The 24,536-nt window shown below is 65.7% G+C and carries 22 protein-coding genes and 1 tRNA gene; 16 read left to right on the top strand and 7 right to left on the bottom strand.

What is annotated here, in order from left to right; genetic code table 11:
* Positions 1-66 precede the first annotated feature (66 nt).
* Positions 67-1,215 carry a lytic transglycosylase domain-containing protein gene (locus JYK05_RS03570; protein ID WP_206467791.1) on the bottom strand — a complete coding sequence of 383 codons (1,149 nt, stop codon included), beginning with the start codon at positions 1,213-1,215 and terminating at the stop codon, positions 67-69.
* 587 nt (positions 1,216-1,802) lie between these two features.
* Between JYK05_RS03570 and JYK05_RS03565 the strand changes: the two genes are divergently transcribed.
* From JYK05_RS03565 to JYK05_RS03555, 3 genes are read left to right on the top strand one after another with little or no spacing between them, the layout of a single operon-like run.
* Positions 1,803-3,413, top strand: a complete 1,611-nt coding sequence (locus JYK05_RS03565; protein WP_206467790.1) for a UbiD family decarboxylase — start codon at positions 1,803-1,805, stop codon at positions 3,411-3,413.
* The gene (locus tag JYK05_RS03560) at positions 3,410-4,405 is read left to right on the top strand and encodes an asparaginase (protein WP_206467789.1); all 996 of its coding nucleotides are present in this window, start codon (positions 3,410-3,412) and stop codon (positions 4,403-4,405) included. Before JYK05_RS03565 ends, JYK05_RS03560 begins: the two co-directional genes overlap by 4 nt.
* Complete coding sequence (locus tag JYK05_RS03555; protein ID WP_206467788.1) at positions 4,402-5,073, top strand: LysE family translocator; 672 nt, start codon at positions 4,402-4,404, stop codon at positions 5,071-5,073. The genes JYK05_RS03560 and JYK05_RS03555 overlap by 4 nt, the downstream gene beginning before the upstream one ends.
* 9 nt (positions 5,074-5,082) lie before the next feature.
* On the opposite strand, the gene JYK05_RS03550 is transcribed toward JYK05_RS03555, so the two are convergent.
* The 3 genes from JYK05_RS03550 to JYK05_RS03540 all read right to left on the bottom strand — a co-directional run bounded on the left by JYK05_RS03550 (position 5,083) and on the right by JYK05_RS03540 (position 6,975).
* Complete coding sequence (locus JYK05_RS03550) at positions 5,083-6,048, bottom strand: threo-3-hydroxy-L-aspartate ammonia-lyase (RefSeq protein ID WP_206467787.1); 966 nt, start codon at positions 6,046-6,048, stop codon at positions 5,083-5,085.
* Between the two features lie 129 nt (positions 6,049-6,177).
* Positions 6,178-6,498 (bottom strand): hypothetical protein, encoded by a 321-nt coding sequence (locus JYK05_RS03545; RefSeq protein ID WP_175939787.1) that lies wholly within the window; start codon positions 6,496-6,498, stop codon positions 6,178-6,180.
* Positions 6,499-6,813: 315 nt separating this feature from the next.
* Positions 6,814-6,975 (bottom strand): hypothetical protein, encoded by a 162-nt coding sequence (locus JYK05_RS03540; protein WP_016344705.1) that lies wholly within the window; start codon positions 6,973-6,975, stop codon positions 6,814-6,816.
* A 736-nt stretch (positions 6,976-7,711) separates the two neighbouring features.
* On the opposite strand from JYK05_RS03540, the gene JYK05_RS03535 reads away from it, so the two are divergent.
* From JYK05_RS03535 to trmB, 3 genes are all read left to right on the top strand, one after another.
* Positions 7,712-8,272 (top strand): YggT family protein, encoded by a 561-nt coding sequence (locus tag JYK05_RS03535; RefSeq protein WP_175939786.1) that lies wholly within the window; start codon positions 7,712-7,714, stop codon positions 8,270-8,272.
* A 62-nt stretch (positions 8,273-8,334) separates the two neighbouring features.
* A tRNA-Gly gene (locus JYK05_RS03530) sits at positions 8,335-8,409 on the top strand.
* A gap of 116 nt (positions 8,410-8,525) precedes the next feature.
* Positions 8,526-9,275 carry a tRNA (guanosine(46)-N7)-methyltransferase TrmB gene (gene trmB, locus JYK05_RS03525; protein WP_206467786.1) on the top strand — a complete coding sequence of 250 codons (750 nt, stop codon included), beginning with the start codon at positions 8,526-8,528 and terminating at the stop codon, positions 9,273-9,275.
* 67 nt (positions 9,276-9,342) lie between these two features.
* Here trmB and JYK05_RS03520 read toward each other — a convergent pair whose 3' ends face one another.
* The 3 genes from JYK05_RS03520 to JYK05_RS03510 form a co-directional block, all read right to left on the bottom strand.
* A complete protein-coding gene (locus tag JYK05_RS03520; RefSeq protein ID WP_175939784.1) occupies positions 9,343-10,176 on the bottom strand; it encodes an undecaprenyl-diphosphate phosphatase in 834 nt (277 codons plus the stop codon).
* A 61-nt stretch (positions 10,177-10,237) separates the two neighbouring features.
* Entirely contained in the window at positions 10,238-10,825 is a 588-nt protein-coding gene (locus JYK05_RS03515; RefSeq protein ID WP_206467785.1) for a DUF1439 domain-containing protein, read from the bottom strand.
* Between the two features lie 50 nt (positions 10,826-10,875).
* Positions 10,876-11,157: a YkgJ family cysteine cluster protein gene (locus JYK05_RS03510; RefSeq protein WP_206467784.1), complete on the bottom strand. Its 282-nt coding sequence runs from the start codon at positions 11,155-11,157 to the stop codon at positions 10,876-10,878.
* Between the two features lie 123 nt (positions 11,158-11,280).
* Between JYK05_RS03510 and hemN the strand changes: the two genes are divergently transcribed.
* The 10 genes from hemN to JYK05_RS03460 all read left to right on the top strand — a co-directional run bounded on the left by hemN (position 11,281) and on the right by JYK05_RS03460 (position 24,536).
* The gene (gene hemN / locus JYK05_RS03505; RefSeq protein WP_206467783.1) at positions 11,281-12,663 is read left to right on the top strand and encodes an oxygen-independent coproporphyrinogen III oxidase; all 1,383 of its coding nucleotides are present in this window, start codon (positions 11,281-11,283) and stop codon (positions 12,661-12,663) included.
* Between the two features lie 213 nt (positions 12,664-12,876).
* Complete coding sequence (locus tag JYK05_RS03500) at positions 12,877-14,256, top strand: amidase (RefSeq protein ID WP_206467782.1); 1,380 nt, start codon at positions 12,877-12,879, stop codon at positions 14,254-14,256.
* A gap of 140 nt (positions 14,257-14,396) precedes the next feature.
* Positions 14,397-14,915 (top strand): disulfide bond formation protein B, encoded by a 519-nt coding sequence (locus JYK05_RS03495; protein WP_206468202.1) that lies wholly within the window; start codon positions 14,397-14,399, stop codon positions 14,913-14,915.
* 243 nt (positions 14,916-15,158) lie between these two features.
* Complete coding sequence (xdhA, locus tag JYK05_RS03490) at positions 15,159-16,685, top strand: xanthine dehydrogenase small subunit (RefSeq protein ID WP_206467781.1); 1,527 nt, start codon at positions 15,159-15,161, stop codon at positions 16,683-16,685.
* Positions 16,682-19,075 carry a xanthine dehydrogenase molybdopterin binding subunit gene (gene xdhB / locus JYK05_RS03485; protein ID WP_206467780.1) on the top strand — a complete coding sequence of 798 codons (2,394 nt, stop codon included), beginning with the start codon at positions 16,682-16,684 and terminating at the stop codon, positions 19,073-19,075. Before xdhA ends, xdhB begins: the two co-directional genes overlap by 4 nt.
* A gap of 46 nt (positions 19,076-19,121) precedes the next feature.
* The gene (gene xdhC, locus JYK05_RS03480) at positions 19,122-20,138 is read left to right on the top strand and encodes a xanthine dehydrogenase accessory protein XdhC (protein ID WP_175939777.1); all 1,017 of its coding nucleotides are present in this window, start codon (positions 19,122-19,124) and stop codon (positions 20,136-20,138) included.
* 45 nt (positions 20,139-20,183) lie between these two features.
* The gene (locus tag JYK05_RS03475) at positions 20,184-21,206 is read left to right on the top strand and encodes an adenosine deaminase (protein WP_206467779.1); all 1,023 of its coding nucleotides are present in this window, start codon (positions 20,184-20,186) and stop codon (positions 21,204-21,206) included.
* A gap of 33 nt (positions 21,207-21,239) precedes the next feature.
* On the top strand, positions 21,240-22,610 hold the full coding sequence (locus JYK05_RS03470) for an NCS2 family permease (protein WP_175939775.1): 1,371 nt from the start codon (positions 21,240-21,242) through the stop codon (positions 22,608-22,610).
* 29 nt (positions 22,611-22,639) lie between these two features.
* Positions 22,640-23,968 carry a guanine deaminase gene (gene guaD / locus JYK05_RS03465; RefSeq protein WP_206467778.1) on the top strand — a complete coding sequence of 443 codons (1,329 nt, stop codon included), beginning with the start codon at positions 22,640-22,642 and terminating at the stop codon, positions 23,966-23,968.
* A 127-nt stretch (positions 23,969-24,095) separates the two neighbouring features.
* Entirely contained in the window at positions 24,096-24,536 is a 441-nt protein-coding gene (locus JYK05_RS03460; RefSeq protein WP_175939773.1) for a hypothetical protein, read from the top strand.

The raw sequence follows: 24,536 nt of genomic DNA, 5'->3' as shown, positions 1-24,536 counted from the left end.
CTCAAATGACAAAAAGGGCACCGCTTGAGGTGCCCTTTTCTTTTGTCCGACCGTTCGACTGACCGATCAGGCGCCCAATTCGGCGGACGCGCCGTGCTTCGACTCGCCGGAATCGCTCTCGTCTTGCGCGTCGGCCTTCTTCGCGCCGTCGATCGTCACGTGAACGCGCTTGGCCGTATCCGCCGAGGTGGACGCCAGCACCTGCTTCGGCGCGGCCTGAACCGGCGCCTGCGGCGCGTTGATGGGCACATTGCGGCCACGCGCGACATCGCGCAGACGCGCACGCTCGGCGAGCACCTTGGCGCCGTAGCCGCCGTCGTCCTGCGAGGTCGAGCCGACGTAGTAGCGCAAACCGCCCGCGACCGAGCCGCCCCGCGCGATGCAATCCTTCAGCACCAGCGCGCCGACCTTGATGTTCGCGAGCGGATCGAGCGCCGCGTGGCTGCCGCCGAAGTACTCGAACTTGTCCGAGTGCACCTTCGACATCACCTGCATCAGCCCTTTCGCGCCGACGCCGCTTTCCGCGTACGGATTGAAACCCGATTCGATGGCCATCACCGACAGCAGCAGCAGCGGATCGAGACCGACTTCGCGGCCGGTGTCGAACGCGGCGCGCACGAGGTCGCTGACCGGCTCTTCCGCCACGCGATACCGCCGCGCGATGAAGTTCGCGACGAGCTTCTGCTCGCGCGTGGAGACGAGCACGCGGTCGTCGCGCGCATCCGCGACGATGCGTTGCGCCGGAATCGCGCTCGCCAGCAAGCTGACCGAAGGCATGGTGCGCGGATCGAGCCCGTTGGGCGACACCGCGAGACTGATGCCGCCGGTCAGTTGGCGCGTGCTCTCGTCGTCCGTGGCGGCGGCGCCGAGCGACGGCACCTGCGCCGCCGGCGCAGCGGCCCGGTCGGGGTTCGCGGCGAGGCTGATCGGCGCGGCGTCGGCCGGCTGGCGATGCACCGCCGAGAACGGCGGAAGCGGCTGGCCGGCCAGAAGCCGCGCAGGCCCCGCCTGGACCGCGGCGGACACGAACGGCATGATCCGTGCGGCAAAGGTGGTGCGCCAGGACGGCAGGAGCCACAGCGCGAGCGCCGTGACGATGGCCGCGCAACCGACCAGGCTGAAGAGATAGTGACTCATACGGCTTCCACGACGCAGCGCGGTGCGCAAACTTTGCGCGACGCGAGTGTCGGGACGCCACGATAACCAAGCGTTCATCGATGCTCCCAATGTTGCATGATTTAGGCTGATGAATACCAATAAACCGGTGTTCGAAAGCGCAAATCAGACACCGCTCGCTCTTGGCAAGGCGTAAGCGGCATCGGGGAAACGGCATGCGCCGTCTGGAAAGCCGAACCGGCAAAAGCGGCCGGAGTGCGCGGCACGAACAGCATGCCCTTGATGCGCAGATGGCTTCCCACGCGAAAAACCGGCGTTCGATAACGCCGGCCCTGACAACCAACAGCCATGAATCGCCGGGCAGGTGCGGCGCAGGCGACGCATAGCGTCTGAGAAAAGACCTGAGGCTAAGGTAAAAAGTTTCAAAACCTGCAATGGATGCGAAGCGATTCTAGCAGGGTTTAATGATCCGTCAATGCTATACCGTTCCGTTTCAATTACTTACAGTAATAATGAACACTGTTTAGGAGCGCCAGCGCACGCCCCAAAGGCGGTTTCCAGCGGAATTTCCTGAATGTCTCCCAGCGCACGGACTGACACGCAGGTAAAATCGACAATCGCCTAGCGCGCAGCCGTCCCGCCCGTCCCGCTCCATGTAGCGGCCTCGAGTCCTCGTCCGACCATCGATGAAATATAAAGATCTGCGCGACTTCACCGCCCGCCTCGAAGCGCTCGGTGAACTGCGCCGCATCCGGCAGCCTGTCTCCCCTGTTCTAGAAATGACCGAACTATCCGACCGCGTGTTGCGCGCGGGCGGCCCGGCGCTGCTTTTCGAAGCGCCGACCGGTCACACCATGCCAGTGCTGGCGAACCTTTTCGGCACGACGCGGCGCGTGGCGCTCGGCATGGGCATCGAAACCGAAGCGCAGGCCGGCGGCGATGCGAGCCTCGGCAGCGACACCGCCGCGCTGAGTTCGCTGCGCGATATTGGCAGGCTGCTGTCCGCGCTCAAGGAGCCGGAGCCGCCGCGCGGCCTGAAGGACGCCGGCAAGCTGCTGTCGCTCGCCAAGGCCGTCTGGGACATGGCGCCCAAGTCGGTGAGCGCGCCGCCTTGCCAGGAGATCGTGTGGGAAGGCAACGACGTGGATCTCGCGCGTCTGCCGATTCAGACGTGCTGGCCCGGCGACGCCGGACCGCTGCTCACATGGGGCCTTACCGTCACGCGCGGGCCGAACAAGACGCGGCAGAACCTCGGCATCTATCGGCAGCAACTCATCGGGCGCAACAAGCTCATCATGCGCTGGCTCGCGCATCGCGGCGGCGCGCTCGATTTCCGCGAGTTCGCGCTCGCCAATCCGGGCAAGCCGTATCCGGTGGCGGTCGTGCTGGGGGCGGACCCGGCGACCATTCTCGGCGCGGTCACGCCGGTTCCCGACACGCTTTCTGAGTATCAGTTCGCCGGCCTCCTGCGCGGTTCGCGCACCGAACTCGCGAAGTGCCTGACGCCCGGCGTCGATACCTTGCAGGTCCCGGCGCGCGCGGAGATCGTGCTCGAAGGCTTCATCTATCCGCAGGAAGGCGCGGTGCCGCCCGCGCCGGAAAGCGCGCCGCCGCTTCCGTCGACAGGCGCCGCCGCGCGTTACGAACACGCGCTCGAAGGCCCGTACGGCGATCACACCGGCTATTACAACGAGCAGGAGTGGTTTCCGGTCTTCACCGTCGAGAAAATCACGCTGCGCCGCGACGCCCTATTCCACTCCACCTACACCGGTAAGCCGCCCGACGAACCCGCGGTGCTCGGTGTCGCGCTCAATGAAGTGTTCGTGCCGCTCTTGCAGAAGCAGTTTCCCGAGATCACGGACTTCTATCTGCCGCCCGAAGGGTGCAGCTATCGCATGGCCATCGTGCAGATGAAGAAGAGCTACGCCGGTCACGCCAAGCGTGTGATGCTCGGCGTCTGGAGTTTCCTGCGGCAGTTCATGTATACGAAGTTCATCGTCGTGGTGGACGAAGACGTCAACGTGCGCGACTGGAAGGAAGTGATCTGGGCGATCACCACGCGCGTCGATCCCACGCGCGACACCGTCATGGTCGACAACACGCCGATCGACTATCTCGACTTCGCGTCGCCGGTCGCGGGCCTCGGCTCGAAAATGGGACTCGACGCGACCAACAAGTGGCCGGGCGAGACGAACCGCGAATGGGGCCGCCCGATCACGATGGATGCCGCCGTCAAGCGGCGCGTCGATGCGCTGTGGACCGAAATCGGACTGGACAACGCGGGGAAAAACGCATGATCGCAGCGACCTTGTATCGGGGAAACGCAGTCGAGAACACGCACGTCGCGCATGTCGCGGTGGTGGATGCCGACGGCCGACTGCTCTATTCGTTCGGCGATCCGCATCGCGTGACGCTGCCGCGCTCGGCCGCGAAGCCGGCGCAGGCGCTTGCCGTCATCGAAACGGGCGCGCTGGAACAGTTCGGCTTCGATGAAGCCGATCTCGCGCTGATGTGCGGCTCGCACAGCAGCGAGCCGCGCCATATCGAACGCGCCCGCGCGATGCTGGCCAAGTCCGGCGCGAGCGAGAGCGATCTGCGTTGCGGCGGCCATCCGCCGATATCGGACGCCGTCTACAAAGACTGGATTCGCCGCGATTTCACGCCGACGCCCGTGTGCAGCAACTGTTCCGGCAAGCACGCCGGCATGTTGGCGGGCGCGCGGGCCATGAACGCGGCGCTCGACGGCTATCACCTGCCGGAGCATCCGCTGCAGGCGCGCGTGAAGCACGCGACGGCGCAGGCAGTCGATCTGCCGTTCGGCGACGTACTCTGGGCCATCGACGGATGCAATCTGCCGACGCCCGCTTTTCCGCTCGACCGCCTCGCGCGGCTTTACATGAAGATCGCCGGCGCGCCGGACGGCTCGCCGCTCGGGCGCATTTATCGCGCGATGACGTCGCATCCCGAACTCGTCGCGGGCGAAGGACGCTTCTGCACGCGCTTGATGCGGGCGTACGGCGGCGCGCTCGTCGGCAAGACCGGCGCGGACGCGAGCTATGCCATCGGCGTGAAGCGGCCGGAAGGCGCGCTCGGCATTGCGGTGAAGGTCGAGGACGGCAACACGAACGTGCTGCATGCGGTCGTCGCGCACGTGCTGGAATTGCTCGACATCGGCACGCGCGAGCAACGCGCCGCGCTCGACGATTTCCGTCACCCGCCGATGGTGAACACGATGGGCGTGCCGACCGGCCGTCTCGACGTGACGCTCGCGCTCACGGAGCACGCATGACGCATTCGTGGTCGTTGATGTCGGACGGCTTCTTCTTGTCGCTGTCGCTGTGTCTGGATATCGGGATCGCCAACGTCGCGATCATTTCGCTCGCGCTGTCGCACGGGTTCAAGCCGGGGCTCGTCCTCGGCCTCGGGACGTGCTTCGGCGACCTGTTCTACGCCGCGCTCGCGCTGGCGGGCATGTCGGCGCTGCTGCAGTTCTCCGCCGTGCGCTGGGTCGTGTGGATCGGCGGGGCCATCGTGCTGCTGTTTCTCACGTGGAAGATGGCGCGCGAGGCGATAAACCCCGCGTCCGCGCCGCCCGTCGAGGGCGAAGCGGATACGCGCGCGCCGCGCCAGAGCCATCTGAAGAGCTTCCTGCGCGGATGCCTGCTTGCGGTTTCATCGCCGAGCGCGATCCTGTGGTTCGCGGCGGTCGGCGGCGCGCTAATCGCGAAAGCCGGCGCGACGAGCCCGATCAGCGCGTCGGTGTTTCTGCTCGGCTTCTTCTGCGGCGGACTCGGCTGGACGCTCTTCGTCTGCACGCTCGCCGCCCACGGCCGCAAACGCGCAGGCACGCGCCTTCTACGCGCGTGCCATGTGATGTCCGCCGTGCTGTTCGCCTATTTCGCGTACAGCGTGATCGTCAACGGCTACCGCGATCTGATGGTGCACGCGGCGTCCTGACGGCCCGCTTCACGCGATGAACTGCGCGAAGCGCGCCAAGTCGACGTTGCCGCCGCTCACGATCACGCCCACCCGCTTGCCTTCCACCGGCACGACCTTCTGAAGCACGGCCGCTGCCGCCAGGCAGCCGGTCGGCTCGACGACCATCTTCATGCGCTCGGCAAAGAAGCGCAGCGTATCGACGAGCTGGGCGTCGCTCACTGTGACAATGCGGTCCACATGCTTGCGGATGATCGGGAAGTTGTATTCGCCGACGTGCGTGGACGCCGCGCCGTCCGCGATGGTGCGCGGCACCTCGATATGCACGATCTCGCCGCGCGCGAGCGACTGCTGGGCGTCGTTGCCCGCTTCCGGCTCGACGCCGATGACCTTGCACGAAGGCGACAATGCCGCCGCCGCGAGCGCGCAGCCCGCGATCAGCCCGCCGCCGCCGAGACACACGAAGAGATAATCGAGCGGCCCGGTTTCTTCGATTAACTCCTTCGCGGCCGTGCCCTGCCCCGCGATCACATGCGGATGGTCATACGGCGGAATCAGCGTCATGCCGCGCTCTTCGGCCAGCACGCGGCCGATCTCTTCGCGATTCTGCGTGTAGCGGTCATACGTGATGACTTCGCCGCCGTAGCCGCGCGTCGCAGCGATTTTCGCGGCGGGCGCGTCCTCCGGCATGATGATCGTCGCGCGAATGCCGGCGAGCTGGGCGGACAGCGCGATCGCCTGGGCGTGATTGCCCGACGAATACGTGATGACGCCGGCCGCGCGCTGAGCGTCGTCGAAATGCGAAAGCGCGTTGAACGCGCCGCGGAACTTGAAAGCGCCCATGCGCTGGAAGTTCTCGCACTTGAAAAAGAGCGGCGCGCCGGCGATTTCGTCCGCCGTGCGGGACGTGAGAACCGGCGTGCGATGCGCGACGCCGTCTATGCGGCGGACGGCATCGGCGACGTCGTCGAAAGTCGGGGCAGGAAGTGGAAGCATCGGATATTAAGTGGCGTCGGAAAAACGCCATTCTCGCCAGTTCCGAAGCGAATCGGAATAGCCAGTTTCATCGATGCCAAAGAAAAGCCCCTTGCGGGGCTCGTGCGGTCGATCGCGGAAAACGGATTATTAGTGCCAGTGGCCGCGACCGTAGCCGTAACCGTGACCATACGGATGGCCATAATACCCGTGCCGCCAATAAGGACGGCCGTAATAACCGTATCCGTAGCCGCCCACGACGACTGCCGGCGGCGGCCCATAGACGACAGGCGGAGGCGGCGCGACATAAACCGGCTGCGGCGGAGCGACATAAACCGGCGCGGGCGGCGCTTGATACACCGGATACGCCGGCACGCTGATACCGACCCCGACCGACACATGCGCTTGCGCCAGACTCGCGACACCCAGGCCGAGGGCGCCGGCGACCAATAAACTACCGAGCTTTTTCACTTTGGTTCTCCTCGCCGCTTGAGGCCGACCGGTCCATCCGGTCGCGCGGCTGCGTACTCTGAATTTAGCGAAAAACGCGCGCGGCCGCTCGGGCCATTTGTTGCAAATTGCAAGGTCTGCGACCGCCGCTCGGGCAGGTTGGCGATGCTGCGGGCGAGGAGCAGTCCGAACGGCAAGGTGGAGGGCGCGCTGATGGTTTGTTTGCGTGGAGACAGCGTGCCGCTCGAGTAACGCATCTTTACAAATCAAATTAAAAGCCCCGCCGGACGGACCGTCCGGCGGGGCTGTGTATTGTGTCGACTCCTTTTGAGGCGATCAGCCTACTTTCACATAAGCGAATTCACGCGTGACATTGGGCGGGACATATGCTCCACCGATCACGACACGCGGCGTCAATCGCTTCTTCTGATCCCACCAGCGACGCCTTTGCGCCTGGCTCAAGAAACGCAGATGCTTTCGATAAGAGAAAATGCTCATGCGACCTCCGAACGTAGCGTTTTGAAAACGTCGAGAAAAGCAGCCGCTTAAAAGCGATGCCTTTCCGTTAATCACTCTTGTCTTTAGTATTCGCGCCCGGTTCGTTCATCAATGTTCGCAAAAGAACTAAAACACGCTAACCGCGTGCGGTGAACCACATAATCAGCAGAAAACATGCCATCGATTAAACGGCGCAATGCCGAAAGATCCGTAACGGCGTCTGATTCAATCGTTTTCTGTCATCCTATCCTGCCATCTTTGCGTGAAACGCGCTCGCGCAAGCGTCGTGCGGCGGCAACATCAGGGTTTGCGGCAATGCGCGCGAGCATGCGCTATGCTTGCGATCGGCTTTCAGTCGACTGTGAGAGGAAACGCTCGTCGTGGTTCGACAACGCGCCCAAGCCGCCCCGCAGCCATGTTAAGGTGACGTCCGGCGCCCCACCGGCATTGACGGTGGGCGGGGAATGCAAGGCGCCATTCGCTCGCAAGAGAAAGAAATCGCGGCGTTCGCGGGCTCCGGCCCGAGCGCGACGACTTCACATGACATCCAGTCCAGAGAACGAACAATGATCAAGGTCACTCACTACGACTCGCGCGACGCAGCGTGCGCGTTCGCGGCGCCAAGCCAGCCTCAGTCCCGGCGGCCGTCTTAGCGGCTGCCAGCGTCGTCTGTTCCTTCGCTTTTCCTGACCCCGGCGCGGCCTTCTCACCGCGCACGTTTTCCAGAGGACCCGAGATGTTCGGCGATATCGCCCGTTTTCTGCTCAATACCGTCTTCACTCTGTTCGGCGCGGCGCTGCTCCTGCGCGCGTGGATGCAGGTCGTGCGCATGCCGCCGTACAACCCGGTTTCCAATGCCGTCATGCAGGCGACCAACTGGATCGTGCTGCCGCTGCGCAAGATTCTGCCGGGCGGCAAGATTGATTGGGCCAGCATTGTCGCCGCCTATATCGCGGCGCTCGTCTATGTGACGTTGATGGTCTATCTCGCCGGTGTCGACCCGACGGTCATGCTGCCGATGCTCCTGCTCGTCGCGGTGCTGACAGTCGTCAAGTGGGCGCTCAACCTCATCATCTGGATGACGATTCTGATGGCGCTGCTTTCGTGGCTGAATCCGCAGTCGCCGGCCATGCCGCTGCTCTATCAGATCACCGCGCCGTTTCTCGATCCGCTGCGCCGCATCTTGCCGCGCTTGGGCGGCATCGATTTGTCGCCGATCCTGCTTTTCGTGATCGTGCAGGTGCTGCTGATGGTGGTGACGCGCGTCGCGGTCTCGATGACGCTCTTCGGCATCTGAGTGAGGCCGCGCCGCCCGCGATTGCGCGGCGGCGCGCGTTGCGCTTACAATAGTCGGCTCACGCGGGCGTCGTATAATGGCTATTACCGTAGCTTCCCAAGCTACTGACGTGGGTTCGATTCCCATCGCCCGCTCCAGATTCACGAGCAACACACAAGCAGCAAACAAGCAGCAAATAAGCGAAAGCCGCCTTCCATACAGCGAGGCGGCTTTTTAGTTTCCGCGCGACGCTTCTTCGCCTTCCGATCCCGCCATGAACGACCAATCCCACGATCCCCACGACGACGACGTGCATGCCGCCGGTGAGCGCACCGAGAGTGCGGCATCGCAGCCGCTGCATCATCGGCGCATTCGCAGTTTCGTGACGCGCGCGGGCCGCGTTTCGCCGGGGCAGCAACGCGCGATGGACGAACTGGGTCCGCGTTTCGTGGTGCCGTACGCGCCGGAACTCGCGGACTGGGACGCCCTCTTCGGCCGGCAGGCGCCGCGCGTGCTGGAAATCGGTTTCGGCATGGGCGCGACGACGGCGGAAATCGCGGCCGCGCGCCCCGGCGACGACTTCATCGGCGTGGAAGTGCATGAGCCGGGCGTCGGCGCGCTGTTGAAGCTGATCGGCGAGCAGCAGCTCGGCAACATCCGCATCCTCCAGCACGACGCGGTCGAGGTGCTCGAACACATGATCGCTCCCGCGAGCCTCGACGGCGTGCACATCTACTTTCCCGATCCGTGGCACAAGGCGCGGCATCACAAGCGCCGGCTCATTCAGCCGAAGTTCGTCTCGCTCCTGAGCTCGCGCGTGAAGCCGGGCGGCTACCTGCATCTCGCGACCGACTGGCAGAACTACGCGGAGCAGATGCTCGACGTGCTTTCGGCGGAACCGACGCTCGAAAATACGGCGGACGGCTACGCGCCGCGTCCGGATTACCGGCCGGTGACGAAGTTCGAGCGCCGCGGCTTGCGGCTCGGACACGGCGTCTGGGATCTGCTGTTTCGCCGCAAGTAAGTCGCGGTGAAAACGACAACGCCACGGCTAGCCGTGGCGTTGTCATTTGTGCGGCAAGCAAGCCGGATCAGTCCGCCCAGCTCAACCCGCCGCTATAGCCGACGATCAGAATCAGCAGCCCGAAGCCGATGCGATACCACGCGAACGCCGTGAAATCGTGCGAGGCGACGTAACGGAGCAGCCAGCGCACGCAGATGAAGGCGCTCACGAACGCCGATACGAGCCCGACGGCAAAGAGCCCGAGATCGTTCACGGTGAGCGCGCGCCAGTACTTGGCCATCTCGTAGAGCGTCGCGCCGAAGATGATCGGAATGGCGAGGAAGAACGAGAATTCGGTGGCCGCGCGGCGCTCCAGCCCGAACAGCATGCCGCCGATGATCGTCGCGCCCGAACGCGAAGTGCCGGGAATCAGCGCGAGACATTGCGCGAGACCGACCTTCAGCGCATCGGCGTACGAGAGGTCATCGACCGAATGCACGCGTGGCGGCGTCCCGCGATCGCGCTGACGCGCCTCCGCCCACAGAATGACGATCCCGCCGACGATCAGCGCGACCGACACCGGCACCGGCGAGAACAGTACCGACTTGATCTTCTTTTCGAGCAAGAGGCCCAGGACGATGGCCGGAATCGTCGCGATGATGACGTTGATTGCAAACCGCCGCGCGTCCGGACGGCTGCCGAGGCCGCCCACCACGGAGCCGATCTTGCCGCGATATTCCCAGCAGATCGCGAGAATCGCGCCGAACTGAATGACGACGTCGAACGTCTTGGCTTGCGCGTCGGTGAAATTGAGCAGACTGCCCGCGACGATCAAGTGCCCCGTGCTCGACACCGGCAGAAACTCCGTCAAGCCTTCCACGACGCCCAGCACGAGCGCCTTCACCATCAGAATCCAGTCCATCCGTCAGCCCTTGTTCGCTTTTTTGCTGCAGGTGTGGAGCACTGCGCGCCGAGATTTCGAATCACTTCTCGACAATCTGAACGCGTATGCCGTTTGTAAGGACTGTGATTGTACCGGGTTCGTAAGACACGCCCGCAAATTGCAGCTCTTCCGGCTTGAACGTGTAGATCGGATAGCGGTCGAGCAATTGCGCGGCGAGCAGCGCGCCGGCCGCCGCGATTTGTTGGTTGTACTGGGCAGCGTCGCCGGTTAGCTGCGAGTCGTCAACCGTTGGCGAGACGAGCACGACCGAGCGGCTCGGGGCGTCGTAGGCCAGTTGCGTCGACAAGGTGAACGCGCCGTTCACCGGGTTCGGCATGAAAGGCGTGGACAGCCGCGCATCCACGCGCACCGTCACGCGATTGCGGTCCGCCGCCATGCCGACCACAGGATTGCTCAGCACGACATCGAAAATCTGCCGCGCGGTGCGTTCCAGCGGAAACTTGCGCGCGACCGCTTCCTGAACCTGCTTTTGCGAAAATGTGTAGTGATCCGGAATAAACGGAAAGATGGATGCGGCATGCGCCGTCGATAGGAGCGCGATTGCCGGCCACGCGGCGAGCGCGCCCAGCAGCAACCGGCGCCTGAGCGGCGCGACGGGTCGTGGCATGCGGGAATCTCCTCTACTGGATGTCGTGACGGTGCTTGGACAAACGAAGTTCATTGCGGTTGCGTGTCGATTTCGAGCCGCGTGAGCCATTGAACGGCGTGCTCGCGCGTCTCGCCGCACATTTCGGCCGACGGCTGCAGGCCGCCGCAGCACGCGGGCCGGCGCGGATCGCCGAAGATCTGACAGCGCAGGTCATCGTCGAGCTGGACGCACCGCTCGCCCGCGGGCTTGCCGTTGGGCATGCCCGGAATGGCGCTCGTGATGGACGGCGCGATGCAGCACGCGCCGCATCGTTCGCGGCAGGCATGAGGGGACGAGGACGCAATTGACATGGCAAAAACGAGACAGCGGACGATCCTCCATTCTCCCATGCCAAGCCAAAGCGGCTGCGACGTTATCACGCAAGGCGCGCGCGCACGCGCCCGCGTAAGATCGCCGCAACTCGAAGGCTGCCCATGACTCTCGCCGACACCATCTTTCGCCCGGACCTGCTCGCGCGCTACGACGCGCACGGCCCGCGGTACACGTCCTACCCCACGGCCGTCCAGTTCACGGAATCGTTCGATCCCGCGCACTACTTCGAAGCCGCAAGCCGAGGCGGCGCATCGGCGGATCTGTCGCTGTACTTCCACATTCCGTTCTGCGACACCGTCTGCTTCTATTGCGGCTGCAACAAGGTCGCCACGAAGAATCGCGCGCACGCCCGCCCGTATCTCGACCGCATGAAGCGCGAACTCGCGATGCAGGCCGCGTGCTTCGATACGCGCCGCCCCGTCACGCAGCTCCACTGGGGCGGCGGCACGCCGACATTCCTCTCGCACGACGAGATGGCCGAGCTCATGGCCGCCACCGCCGAGCATTTCAACCTCGTGCCCGATGCGCGCGCCGAATATTCGATCGAAGTCGATCCGCGCGAAGCGTCCGCCGAAACCATCGCGGTGCTGCGCGAACTCGGCTTCAACCGGTTGAGCCTCGGCGTGCAGGACTTCGACGAGCGCGTGCAGCGGGCCGTCAACCGCATCCAGCCGCGCGCGACGACCGAGGACGTAATGCGCGCGGCGCGCGAGCACGGCTTCGAGTCGGTGAGCGTCGATCTCATCTACGGCTTGCCGCATCAGAGCGTCGAGAGCTTCACGCGGACGCTCGACGCGATCATCGCGCTCGCGCCGGACCGCGTCTCCGTGTTCGGCTATGCGCACATGCCCGCGCTCTTCAAGATGCAGCGTCAGATCGACGAAGCGGCGCTGCCTTCGGCCGCCGTGCGGCTCGCCATTCTGAAGCGCGTGATCGAGCGGATGAGCGATGCGGGCTACGTCTACATCGGCATGGACCATTTCGCGCTGCCCGGCGACGAACTCGCCCGCGCCTTTGAGGCCGGCACGCTCCAGCGCAATTTTCAGGGCTACAGCACGCATGCGGACTGCGATCTTGTCGGCATCGGCGCATCGTCCATCGGCAAGGTCGGCGACGTCTATGCGCAAAACGCGCGCGATCTTGCGGACTACGCAGCCGCCATCGACGCGGGCCGCTTCGCCATTCAGCGCGGCGTGCGTCTCTCCGCCGACGATCTCTTGCGCCGCGACGTCATCATGTGGCTCATGTGCGGCGGCGTGCTGCGGTTTGCGGACGTCGAGCGGGAACACGGCATCGTCTTCGGCGACGCCTTCGCGGCCGAACTCGCGCGCCTGGCGCCGATGGCCGACGACGGCCTCATCGACATCACGCCGGACGCCATTCGCGTGCTGCCGGCCGGACGCATGCTCGTGCGCAACGTCGCGTCGGTGTTCGACCGCTATCTGGGACAGGCCAGCCTCCGCCGCTTCTCGCGGACGATCTAAACACACGACTCATCGCGAGCTCGCGTATTTCTTACTGCGCTGGCTTAGAATGACAGCCACCCTGGGCGTCCGGCTTCACTTCGCCACGACCGCCCGCCCTTTCACCGCCGATGCGTCGCGCCGCCGCCCGCATCGGACCGCCGCCGGCACGATCAACGAAGCCCGCCGCACGCTTCGCCTGCGCCGCCGCCGGCAACGCCACTGCTCGATGCCATGCCGACCACTTCGCCGCAGTTCCCCCCGCTAGCCCTTCTCGCCGCAGAACTGAAGTGCGGCCGCACGACGAGCCGCGCGCTCGTCGAGACCGCGCTGGAACGGATCGCCGATCCCAACGGCCAAGGCTCGACCGTGTTCCTTCAGGTCGATGCCGAACACGCCCGCGCCGCCGCCGACGCGCACGACGCGCTGCGCCGCGCGGGGACGGTGCTCTCACCGCTCGCGGGCATTCCGGTGTCCGTGAAAGATCTCTTCGATGTCGAAGGTCAGGTGACGCGCGCCGGATCGCGCGTGCTCGCGAACGCCGAGCCGGCCCGCGCCGACGCCGTCACGGTGGCGCGCCTGCGCCGCGCGGGCGCGGTGATCGTCGGACGCACGAACATGAGCGAGTTCGCGTTTTCGGGGCTCGGGCTCAATCCGCACTACGGCACGCCCCGCTCGCCGTACCGCGCGAACTTGCCGGACGACGCGCGCATCGCGGGCGGATCGTCGTCGGGCGCGGCGGCATCCGTCGCGGACGGCATGGCCGCCGTCGCGCTCGGCACCGATACGGGCGGCTCGCTGCGCATTCCCGCCGCGTTCTGCGGCCTCACCGGCTTCAAGCCGACCGCGAGCCGCATTCCGAAGCACGGCGGCGTGCCGCTTTCCAGGACGCTCGATTCGTTCGGGCCGATCGGCGCGACGGTCGCGTGTTGCGCGCTCGTCGACCGCATTCTCGCGGGGCGCGAGCCGGATGTGCCCGCCACGCGCCCGCTCGACGGCGTGCGCCTCGGCGTGCTCACGAATTACGTGACGGACGGCGTGGAAGCGCCTGTCGCGCAGGCCGTGCAGGCGGCGGTCGATCATCTCGCCGCCGCGGGCGCGCTGGTGGAAGACGTGCGCTTCGCGCCGCTCGACCGTCTGCCGGAAATCAACCGCTTCGGCTTGGTGGCGATCGAAGCGTACGCGTGGCATCGCAAGCTGATTGCCGAGCACGCGAGCGAATACGATCCGCGCGTGCTCGCGCGTCTGATGCGCGCGGAAACCGCGAGCGCCGCGGACTACATCGAACTGTGCGAGGCGCGCGCCGCCATGATCGAGGCCGCGCGCACGACGCTCTGGCAACGCTTCGACGCCATCCTCTGCCCGACGGTGCCCGTGCTGCCGCCGCGCATCGCGGACCTAGAAGCCGACGACGACCGCTTCGCGCGCACCAATGCGATCGTGCTGCGCAATCCGACGACCTTCAATTTTCTCGATGCCTGCGCGCTGTCGCTGCCGTGTCATCGGCGCGGCGAGGCGCCGGTCGGCCTCATGCTCGCGGGCGCGCCGAACGCCGACGACACGCTGCTGTCCATCGGCCGCGCGGTCGAAGCCGTGCTGGAGACGACGCGCTGACACGCCGCATCGTTCACGAAAACGCGGCTGTGTTTCGCACCGGGCGATCGCGCTAGAATTCCTGCGGGATGCCCGCCCGGTCAGGTGCTTCCTTCTCGAAACGTTGCGAAATAATGAACAACCATCTACATCAATTCACGATGCACGAGGACGACCGCGCGCTGCGCCGCGAGCGGCGGCTCTTGACGCTGCTGGGCTTCGTATGTCTCGGGCTCGTCGCCGGGGCGCTGTATCTGCAGTTCTTCCGTGGCGAAGACCCGTGTCCGCTGTGCATTATCCAGCGCTACTTCTTCGTGCTGATCGCCGTCTTCGCGTTTCTCGGCGCGGGCTTCAACGGCTGGCGCGGCGTCGCGCTGCTGGAGGCGCTCGTCGCGCTTTCGGCGCTCGGCGGGCTGGCCACGGCCGCGCGGCACGTCTACATTCAGGCGAATCCCGGCTTTAGCTGCGGCTTCGACGCGTTGCAACCCGTCGTCGACAGCCTGCCTCCCGCGCGCTGGCTGCCGCAAGTCTTCAAGGTGGCGGGGCTTTGTGAGACGGCTTATCCGCCGATTTTCGGGCTCACGCTGCCGCAGTGGTCGCTGGTCGCGTTCGCCATCATCTTCGCGCTGGTTGCGTTGAGCCTCCGGTCGAGGCGCAAAACGCGGGCGGCGGCGCTTTGATTGCCTTCGGCGCGGGCATTCACGTCCCGCGCGTCTTGCGTTTCTCTCGCATTTCACTTCCCCGCATCACCCCTTCCGCATAATCTGAATACGATGCCAAAAATATTTTTGGGATATTGCGGTGCTATGGTCGAGGCTGGATGGCGATCTACGTGCGCGCAGTCCGCGTGACATGCCGGAATTTCGGGATGCAGGCGGAAACCGCGTAACGCGCGCCTGGTCCGCAATGTCCCTGCCCGGCTCATGACAACGCACACCATCCGCTTTCTGCACCGCGGCGCCGTCCGCGACATCGCCGATGCGCCCGCCACGCGCACCGTGCTTCAGCATCTGCGCGCGAACGACTGCACCGGCACGAAAGAAGGCTGCGCCGAAGGCGATTGCGGCGCGTGCACCGTGGTCGTCGGCGAACTCGATTCAGCGGGCGAGCTCGCGCTCAAGGCCGTCAACGCGTGCATCCAGCTTCTGCCGACGCTCGATTCGCGCGCGCTGTTCACCGTCGAAGACCTGCGCGGCGCCGACGGCGCGCTGCATCCTGTGCAACAGGCGCTCGTCGATTGTCACGGCTCGCAATGCGGCTTCTGCACGCCGGGCTTCGTCATGTCGCTGTGGGCGCTGTATCACGCCCATCCTCGCGATGCCGGCCCGCCGTCGCGCGACGAAATCGCCGCCGCCATCTCGGGCAATCTGTGCCGCTGCACCGGTTACCGGCCGATCATCGATGCCGCCGAGCGCATGTTCGACTATCCGCCGCCCGCTTTCGACCGCGATGCGATCCGCGACGCGCTCGCCGGCCTGCGCCGCACGCAGACGTTCGAATACCGCGCGCCCGACGCGCGCGGCGAAGCCTTCGGCACCCCGGCATTTCATGCGCCCGTCACGCGCGCCGAATTCGCCAGCCTTAGGGCAGCGAACCCGGACGCGCGTCTGCTCGCGGGCAGCACGGATATCGGCCTGTGGATCACCAAGCAGTTTCGCGATCTCGGCGACATTCTGTTTATCGGCAATGTCGAGGAACTGAAGCGCATCGAGCGCGACGCGCAGACGCTGACGATCGGCGCGGCGGCATCGCTCGAAGATGCGTATGCCGCGCTTACCGCCGATTACCCCGAACTCGCCGAACTCTGGACGCGCTTCGCGTCGCGCCCGATCCGCAATGCCGGCACGCTCGGCGGCAACATCGCGAACGGCTCGCCGATCGGCGATTCGATGCCCGCGCTCATCGCGCTCGACGCCGAACTCGTGCTGCAACACGCCGACAAAACGCGCACGATGCCGCTCGACGCGTTCTACCTCGCGTATCAGAAGACCGCGCTTCAGCCGGGCGAATTCATCGCGGCCATCCGCGTGCCGCGCCCTGCCGCGGACTTGCGGTTCCGGACGTACAAGGTGGCGAAGCGCTACGATCAGGACATCTCCGCCGTCTGCGGCGCTTTCGCGATCCGGCTGGACGACAGCCATCGCGTGACGAGCGCGCGGATTGCATTCGGCGGCATGGCGGCGACGCCCAAACGCGCGGCTCAGGTCGAAGCGGCGCTGATCGGCGCGCAATGGAGCGACGACACCGTGCGCGCCGCCATGAACGCGCTCGATGCCGACTTCCAGCCGCTCACCGACATGCGCGCATCGAGCGCGTATCGGGCGAAGGTGGCGCGCAACCTGCTGCGGCGCTTCCATCTGGAGACGCGCGCCGACGCGCCGCTCGCGCTGGCCCAAGTGAACGCGTTCGCCTACGCCGCGCATGCGTCGATCTCCGAGGAGCAGCCATGAACAAGGCCAGCGAACCGATCGCACTGGATGCCGCCGCCCGTCCCGCCAACGTGGACGTCGACGCCGCGGGCGCCGCGCTGCCGCACGAATCGGCGGCGCTGCATGTGAGCGGCGAGGCGGTCTACACCGACGACATCCGCGAATTGCGCGGCACCCTGCACGCGGCGCTCGGCCTGTCGCGATACGCACACGCGCGCATCGTCTCGATGAATCTGGACGCTGTGCGTGCCGCGCCCGGCGTCGTCGCGGTTCTGACCGCCGCCGACATTCGCGGCGAGAACAACTGCGGCCCGGTGCTGCACGACGACCCGATCCTCGCCGCCGACGAAGTGCAGTACCTCGGGCAGCCGGTGTTCGCGGTGATCGCAGAGACGCACGATCTGGCGCGCCGCGCCGCCGCGCTCGCCAAAAGCGACGACGTGGTGCGCTACGAGCCGCTCGAAGCCGTCCTGACGCCGCGCGAAGCCAAGGCGCGCAAGCAGTTCGTGCTGCCGCCGCTGCATCTGAAACGCGGCGATCCGGAAGCGCGCATCGCGGGGGCGAAGCATCGAATTGCTGGGGAATTCGAGGTCGGCGGGCAGGAGCAGTTCTATCTCGAAGGCCAGGTGGCGTATGCCGTGCCGAAGGAATCGGACGGCATGCTCGTCTACAGCTCGACGCAGCATCCGAGCGAAATGCAGCAGGTCGTCGCGCACATGCTCGACTGGCCGACGCACGCGGTCGTGTGCGAATGCCGGCGCATGGGCGGCGGCTTCGGCGGCAAGGAATCGCAATCCGCGCTCTTTGCGTGCGTCGCGGCGCTCGCCGCCCATGTGCTCAAGCGCCCGGTGAAGCTGCGCGCCGATCGCGACGACGACTTCATGATCACCGGCAAGCGCCACGACGCGGTCTACGAATACGAAGCCGGCTTCGACGACGACGGCCGTATCGTCGGCGCGCGCGTCGAGATTGCGCTGCGGGCCGGCTATTCGGCGGACTTGTCGGGCGCGGTCGCGACGCGCGCCGTGTGCCACTTCGACAACGCGTATTTCCTGAGCGATGTCGATATCCGCGCGTTCTGCTGCAAGACCAACACGCAGTCGAACACGGCGTTTCGCGGCTTCGGCGGCCCGCAAGGCGCGCTCGTGATGGAAGTGATGCTCGATGAAATCGCGCATCGGCTCAAGCGCGATCCGCTCGATGTGCGGCGCGCGAACTACTACGGCATCGACGAGCGCGACGTCACGCCGTACGGCCAGACCGTCGCGGACAACGTGCTCGCGCCGCTCACCGACGAATTGATCGCGTCCAGCGATTACCACGCGCGCCGCCAAGCGATTGCCGCGTTCAACGCGACGAACGACGTGCTAAAGCGCGGCATCGCGTTCACGCCGGTCAAGTTCGGCATCTCGTTCAACGTGCCGTTTCTGAATCAGGCCGGCGCGCTCGTGCACGTCTACAAGGACGGCTCGGTGCTCGTCAATCATGGCGGCACGGAAATGGGCCAGGGGCTCAACACGAAGGTCGCGCAAGTGGTGGCGAGCGTGCTCGGCATCGGCCTGGCGCGCGTGCGGGTGACGGCCACCGATACGTCGAAGGTCGCGAATACGTCGGCGACGGCGGCATCCACCGGAAGCGATCTGAACGGCAAGGCGGCGGAAGCGGCGGCGCTGACCATCCGCACGCGCCTCGCGGAACTGGCCGCGAAGCAGCTCGGCGGCGCAGCCGCGGACGTGCGCTTTCACGGCGGCGTGGTCGAGGCGAACGGCGGGCAGATGCCCTTCGATCAACTGGTCGCGGCCGCGTATCTGGCGCGCGTGCAGTTGTGGTCCGACGGCTTCTACGCCACGCCCAAGGTTCATTGGGACGCGAAGACGCTGACCGGTCATCCGTTCTACTACTTCGCGTACGGCGCGGCGGTGTCGGAAGTCGTCGTCGATACGCTCACCGGCGAATGGAAGCTGCTACGCGCCGACGTGCTTCACGACGCGGGGCGCTCGATCAATCCGGCCATCGATTTGGGACAAGTGGAAGGCGGCTTCGTTCAGGGCATGGGCTGGCTCACGACGGAGGAACTGTGGTGGAACCGCGACGGACGCCTGATGACGCACGCGCCTTCCACCTACAAGATTCCCGCCGTCAACGACACGCCCGCCGCGTTCCACGTCGCGCTCTTTCGCGGCGCGGGCAACGAGAACGTCGAGCCGACCATCTTCCGCTCGAAGGCGGTCGGCGAGCCGCCGCTGTTGCTCGCGTTTTCGGTGCTGCTCGCGATCCGCGCGGCCATCGCGGGCGCTTCGCCCGACGCGCCGAACGCGCCGAAACTGCGCGCGCCCGCCACGCCCGAAGCGATTCTCGATGCGCTCGCTTCCGTCCCCGCCGAGGCGGAGGCCGCCGCCCCGGTAAACTAGCGCCTGCGACGACGCAATAACCCGATTCTCTCCCGGAGCCTCATCCATGCAAGTTTGGCTGAACGACCTGCAACACCTGCTCGCGCACGGCGACGCCGTCGTGCTCGTGACGGTCGCGCGTGTCGAAGGCTCCGCGCCGCGCGAGCCGGGCACGAAGATGATCGTCACGCGCGAGGACGCCCGCTACACCATCGGCGGCGGCCATCTCGAATGGAAGGCGATTGAAACCGCCCGGCAAGTGCTGAAGGACGGCATGCGCAGCCCGCGCATGCGCCGGCTCGAACGTTTCGCGCTCGGTCCGAGCCTCGGCCAGTGCTGCGGCGGCGCGGTCGTGCTCGCGTTCGAGCGGCTCGACGTATCGGACCTGAACTGGGTGACTTCGCTCGCCAAACGCACGGCGGCCGGGCTTTCGACGGTGCGCAGCGTCTCCTTCGCGCCGATGCCCGACGCCGTGATGCTGTCCGATCCCGAGCCGGGCGCCGACACCGCCGACTGCCTGTTGTGGGACGGCGCCGGCTTCGACGAGAGCGGCGCGCTGCTCACCGAAACCATCGCGCCGCGCGACTTTCAGGTGGTGCTGTTCGGCGCGGGTCACGTGGGCGCGGCGCTCGTGCGCGTGCTCGCCACGCTGCCCTGTCACGTGCGATGGGTCGACGAGCGCGACGCCGCGTTCCCGGCCGCGCAGTTCGTGCCGGACAACGTGACGATCGAGCCGAACGACGCGCCCGACGAAGCCGTCGACAACGCGCCGGCCGGCACGTACTTCATCGTCATGACGCACAACCATGCGGTGGATCTCGTGCTGGCCGAACGCATTCTCGCGCGCGGCGACTTCGCGTTCTTCGGCATGATCGGCTCGCACACGAAGCGCCGGCAGTTCGAGCACCGGCTCGCGGCGCGCGGCATCGACCCGGCGCGTATTGCGAGGATGGTGTGTCCGATCGGCATCGACGGCATCGTCGATAAGGCCCCCGAAGTGATCGCCGTCGCAGCAGCCGCCCAGCTGCTGCAGGCCGTGGAAGCGCGTGCCGAGCTTTCCGCGTCGTCGCAACAGACCGCTTGACCCCGAGCGGAAGCCCCTAGGCATCGACATAAGAACCCCAAGCCCATGAATCCCACACTCGCCGACAAGATCGCGCGCGCGCCGAAGGCGGAACTGCACATTCACATCGAAGGATCGCTGGAGCCCGAACTGATCTTCGCGCTTGCCGAAAGGAACGGCGTGAAGCTCGCGTACGACTCCATCGACGCGCTGCGCGCCGCGTACGCGTTCACCGACTTGCAGTCGTTCCTCGACATCTACTACGCGGGCGCGAGCGTCCTGCTGCATGAGGCCGATTTCTACGACATGACGATGGCCTACGTCGAGCGCGCGCTCGCCGACCACGTCACGCACGCGGAGATCTTCTTCGATCCGCAAACGCATACGGAGCGCGGCGTCGCTATTGAGACGGTCGTCGCGGGCATCGAGCGCGCGCTCGCCGAAGGCGAGAAACGCGGCCTCACGTCGAAGCTGATTCTGTGCTTCCTGCGTCATCTTTCCGAGGAAGACGCGCTCGCCACGTACGAAAGCGCGCTGCCGCTCTTCGACCAGTACGCGCATCGGCTGATCGGTGTCGGGCTGGATTCGTCGGAACGCGGGCATCCGCCGTCGAAATTCGAACGCGTCTTCGCGAAGGCGCGGGAGCGCGGGCTGAAGCTCGTCGCGCATGCGGGCGAGGAAGGGCCGCCCGCGTATGTCTACGAGGCGCTGGATGTGCTCAAGGTGGATCGCGTCGATCACGGCGTGCGCAGCATCGAAGACGCGGCGCTCGTCGCGCGTCTCGCGGATGCGCGCATCGCGCTGACCGTGTGCCCGCTCTCGAACATCAAGCTCTGCGTGTTCGACGACATGACCAAGCACACGCTGAAAGACCTGCTGGATCAGGGCGTCGCGGTGATGATCAATTCGGACGATCCCGCGTACTTCGGCGGCTACGTCAACGCGAACTACTTCGCCATCGTCGATGCGCTGAAGCTCTCCGACAAGGAGGTCTACACGCTGCTGAAGAACAGCCTGGAAGCCTCGTTCGTCACCGACGAGGAACGCGCCGCGATGGTCGCGCGCCTCGACGCGTACTGGAAGCAGTAAAGCCAAGCACTAACCGTACTAAACGCAATAAAGATGGATACCACAGCAACAACCCAACGCGACACCACCGCCCTCGAACGATTCTTCGGCATTCGCGCGGCCGGCTCGCGCACGAAGACCGAGATCGTCGCGGGCATCACGACGTTTCTCACGGCGATGTACATCATCGTCGTCAATCCCGGCATTCTTTCGCAGGCCGGCGTGCCGTTTCCGGCGGCGTTGACGGCAACGGTCATCGTCAGCTTTCTCGGCAGCTGCGCGATGGGCCTCTACGCGCGCAACCCCGTGCTCGTCGCGCCGGGCATGGGCATGAACGCGCTCTTCGCCTTCGTGATGGTCCACGGCGGCAAGATGCCGTGGCAAACCGCGCTCGGCTGCGTGTTCTGGGCCGGCGTGATCTTCGCGGTGCTCGCGGTGTTCAACGCGCGCAAGCTCGTTGTCGATGCGATTCCCGCGAACCTGCGCCACGCGGTGTCGTGCGGCATCGGCTTGTTCATCAGCCTGATCGGGCTCGTGAACGCGAAGTTCGTCGTCGGCGATCCGGTGACGATCGTGCATTCGGCCTCGCTCAATCCGGTGGTCATCACGTTCCTGATCGGCCTTGCCGTCACGACGATTCTCGTCGCGCGCAAGGTGACCGGCGCGCTGATGCTCGGCATCGTGTTCACGACGATCATCGCCATTCCCATCGGCCGCGTCTGGGGCGACGGCACCGCGTACTGGCCCGCCGCCATCGCCACGAAAACGCTCGTGAACTGGAACGGCCTCTTCGCCGCGCCGGACTTCTCGGGCATCTGGCAACTGGACCTGACGGGCGCGCTCAAGGTGGTCTACTGGCCGTTCATCTTCGTGATGCTCTTCACGTCGTTCTTCGACGCGCTTTCCACGTTCATGGCGATCTCGGAGGCCGGCAAGCTGTTCGACGCGAACGGCAACCCGCGCAACATCCGCCAGTCGATGATGGTCGACGCCTTTTCCGCGCTCGTTTCCGCGCCGCTCGGCACGAGTCCGGCGAACGCGTATATCGAATCGGCGGCGGGCATTTCGGCGGGCGGGCGCACCGGACTCGTCGCCGTCGTCGCGGGCCTGTGCTTTCTGCCGTTCCTGTTTCTCTCGCCGCTCCTGTCGCTCGTTCCGGCAATCGCGACCGCGCCGGCGCTCGTGCTCGTCGGCGTGTTCATGATGGAAGCGATCACGCAGATCGAATGGCATCGCTTCGATGAAGCCATTCCCGCGTTCCTCGCGATGATCCTGATTCCGCTGACCTACTCGATCACCGACGGCGTCGCCTACGGCTTTCTCGCGTTCGTCGTGCTGAAGTCGGCGACCGGGCGCTTCAACGAGATCAAGCCGGCGATGTGGATCATCGCGGCCTTCTCGCTCGTATTGCTTTCGCAGTTGTAGACATCACTAGAAATCGGAGACGTTGCACCATGACTCAGACCGCCTACCGCGCCCAGTTGCTCACCTTCCGCGAAGACCCCGCGCTCGCCGCCGACGGCGCGGTGTACGAGGCGGACGGCCTGTTGATCGTCGAGGACGGCAAAGTGGTCGCGGCGGGCGCGTATGCGTCGCTGCGCGACACGCTCGGCGCGGACGCGACCGTGCACACCATGCGCGACAAGCTGATCGTGCCGGGCTTCATCGACTCGCATATCCACTTTCCGCAGACGGACATGATCGCGTCGCCCGCGGCGGGTCTGTTGCCGTGGCTCAACACGTATACGTTTCCGACCGAGCGCGGCTTCGAGAATCCAGCCGTCGCGCGCGAGACGGCGAGCTTTTTCCTCGACGAACTGCTCGCGTGCGGCACGACGACGGCGCTCGTCTACTGCACGGTACACAAGCAATCCGCCGATGCGTTCTTCACCGAAAGCGAGGCGCGCAATCTGCGCATGGTGGCGGGCAAGGTGCTGATGGATCGCAACTGCCCCGAGTTTCTGCGCGACACGGCGCAATCCGGCTACGACGACAGCGCCGAGCTCATCGCGCGCTGGCATGGCCGCGGACGACAGCATTACGCGCTGACGCCGCGCTTTGCGCCGACATCGACCGAAGCGCAACTGGAAGCGTGCGGCGCGCTCGCGCAGCAACATCGCGATGTGTTCATTCAGACGCACGTCGCCGAGAACACCGACGAGATCAAGTGGGTCGAGAGCCTGTTTCCGGGCCACCGCAGTTATCTGGACGTCTACGATCACTACGGCCTCCTGCGGCGGCGCGCGGTGTACGGCCACTGCATCCATTTCGACGATACCGACCGGCAGCGCATGGCCGAAACGGGCGCGGTGGCGTCGCATTGCCCGACGTCGAACCTGTTTCTCGGCAGCGGTTTGTTCGATTTCGAGAAAGCTGGCGCGTCAAAGATGCCGGTCGCGCTCGCGACGGACGTGGGCGGCGGCACCTCGTTTTCGATGCTCCAGACGATGAACGAAGCGCACAAGGTCGCGCGTCTGACGGGGCATCACTTAAGCGCGACGCGCATGTTCTGGCTCGCGACGACGGGCGCAGCGCAAGTCCTCGAACTCGACGACAAGATCGGCACGCTCGCGCCCGGCAGCGAAGCAGATTTCGTCGTGCTCGATCCGGCCGCGACGCCGCTGCTCGCCCGGCGCACGGCGCGCGTGGAATCGCTCGAAGAACTGCTGTTCGCGTTTGCGCTGCTCGGCGATGACCGCGCCGTATTCGAGACCTACGCGGCAGGCAAGCGCGTGCACGAGCGCGAGCGGCGCAGGACGACGGCGCTGGAACTGGCGGCTTAAGTGTTCGAGAAGCGCCCTTCGCACGAAGGGCGTTTCCCTTTGCGATGCCGAGAAAGCGCTGATCCGAGCACAAATTTTGCGCGCTCGCTAAAGTGCAAGCTTTCGTCCGTCACCGTGAAGATTCGTTATGAAGGCCGCCGCGCTTTTCTTTCGCCTAGCCGCATCCCTCGCGCTCGCCATGTCGGCCGCGCCGTCGCATGCACGCGCAATCGAAGCGCAACTCGACTGCCACTCCACCGCGCACGACTTCATCGCGCCGCTTCAGCAAGAAGGATTGATCGAGAAGAAGCCGATGCGCGTGGAGCCGAACTCGGTCAACGCGTTCAAGGCGGTCAAAGGCGCGACGCTGACGGCATACGGATTCAAGGTGTATGCGGTCGTCGGCTACCAGAAGGACGATCCGATCTTCAAACAGGGCAACGGTGAGCCGATCGCGGATTCGGCTTACGGCGTGGTCGTCTGGGCGAGCGATGACGCCGTGAAGGAAAAGGTCGACGCAGCGGGCAGCGACGCAGACGTACACCACGTCGCGCCCTTCATCACGGCGATCTTCTGCAAAGGCCCCTGA

The sequence above is a fragment of the Caballeronia sp. M1242 genome, from assembly GCF_017220215.1.
Lineage (GTDB): Bacteria > Pseudomonadota > Gammaproteobacteria > Burkholderiales > Burkholderiaceae > Caballeronia.
The sequence above is the reverse complement of the archived record's forward strand: the minus strand, read 5'-3'. Positions and strand labels throughout refer to the sequence as shown.

Bases quoted from the DNA above. Each gene is read 5' to 3' on its own strand.
- JYK05_RS03570 (WP_206467791.1), bottom strand. From the start codon at position 1,215: ATGAACGCTTGGTTATCGTGGCGTCCCGACACTCGCGTCGCGCAAAGT.
- JYK05_RS03565 (WP_206467790.1), top strand. From the start codon at position 1,803: ATGAAATATAAAGATCTGCGCGACTTCACCGCCCGCCTCGAAGCGCTC.
- JYK05_RS03560 (WP_206467789.1), top strand. From the start codon at position 3,410: ATGATCGCAGCGACCTTGTATCGGGGAAACGCAGTCGAGAACACGCAC.
- JYK05_RS03555 (WP_206467788.1), top strand. From the start codon at position 4,402: ATGACGCATTCGTGGTCGTTGATGTCGGACGGCTTCTTCTTGTCGCTG.
- JYK05_RS03550 (WP_206467787.1), bottom strand. From the start codon at position 6,048: ATGCTTCCACTTCCTGCCCCGACTTTCGACGACGTCGCCGATGCCGTC.
- JYK05_RS03540 (WP_016344705.1), bottom strand. From the start codon at position 6,975: ATGAGCATTTTCTCTTATCGAAAGCATCTGCGTTTCTTGAGCCAGGCG.
- JYK05_RS03535 (WP_175939786.1), top strand. From the start codon at position 7,712: ATGTTCGGCGATATCGCCCGTTTTCTGCTCAATACCGTCTTCACTCTG.
- trmB (WP_206467786.1), top strand. From the start codon at position 8,526: ATGAACGACCAATCCCACGATCCCCACGACGACGACGTGCATGCCGCC.
- JYK05_RS03520 (WP_175939784.1), bottom strand. From the start codon at position 10,176: ATGGACTGGATTCTGATGGTGAAGGCGCTCGTGCTGGGCGTCGTGGAA.
- JYK05_RS03515 (WP_206467785.1), bottom strand. From the start codon at position 10,825: ATGCCACGACCCGTCGCGCCGCTCAGGCGCCGGTTGCTGCTGGGCGCG.
- JYK05_RS03510 (WP_206467784.1), bottom strand. From the start codon at position 11,157: ATGTCAATTGCGTCCTCGTCCCCTCATGCCTGCCGCGAACGATGCGGC.
- hemN (WP_206467783.1), top strand. From the start codon at position 11,281: ATGACTCTCGCCGACACCATCTTTCGCCCGGACCTGCTCGCGCGCTAC.
- JYK05_RS03500 (WP_206467782.1), top strand. From the start codon at position 12,877: ATGCCGACCACTTCGCCGCAGTTCCCCCCGCTAGCCCTTCTCGCCGCA.
- JYK05_RS03495 (WP_206468202.1), top strand. From the start codon at position 14,397: ATGCACGAGGACGACCGCGCGCTGCGCCGCGAGCGGCGGCTCTTGACG.
- xdhA (WP_206467781.1), top strand. From the start codon at position 15,159: ATGACAACGCACACCATCCGCTTTCTGCACCGCGGCGCCGTCCGCGAC.
- xdhB (WP_206467780.1), top strand. From the start codon at position 16,682: ATGAACAAGGCCAGCGAACCGATCGCACTGGATGCCGCCGCCCGTCCC.
- xdhC (WP_175939777.1), top strand. From the start codon at position 19,122: ATGCAAGTTTGGCTGAACGACCTGCAACACCTGCTCGCGCACGGCGAC.
- JYK05_RS03475 (WP_206467779.1), top strand. From the start codon at position 20,184: ATGAATCCCACACTCGCCGACAAGATCGCGCGCGCGCCGAAGGCGGAA.
- JYK05_RS03470 (WP_175939775.1), top strand. From the start codon at position 21,240: ATGGATACCACAGCAACAACCCAACGCGACACCACCGCCCTCGAACGA.
- guaD (WP_206467778.1), top strand. From the start codon at position 22,640: ATGACTCAGACCGCCTACCGCGCCCAGTTGCTCACCTTCCGCGAAGAC.
- JYK05_RS03460 (WP_175939773.1), top strand. From the start codon at position 24,096: ATGAAGGCCGCCGCGCTTTTCTTTCGCCTAGCCGCATCCCTCGCGCTC.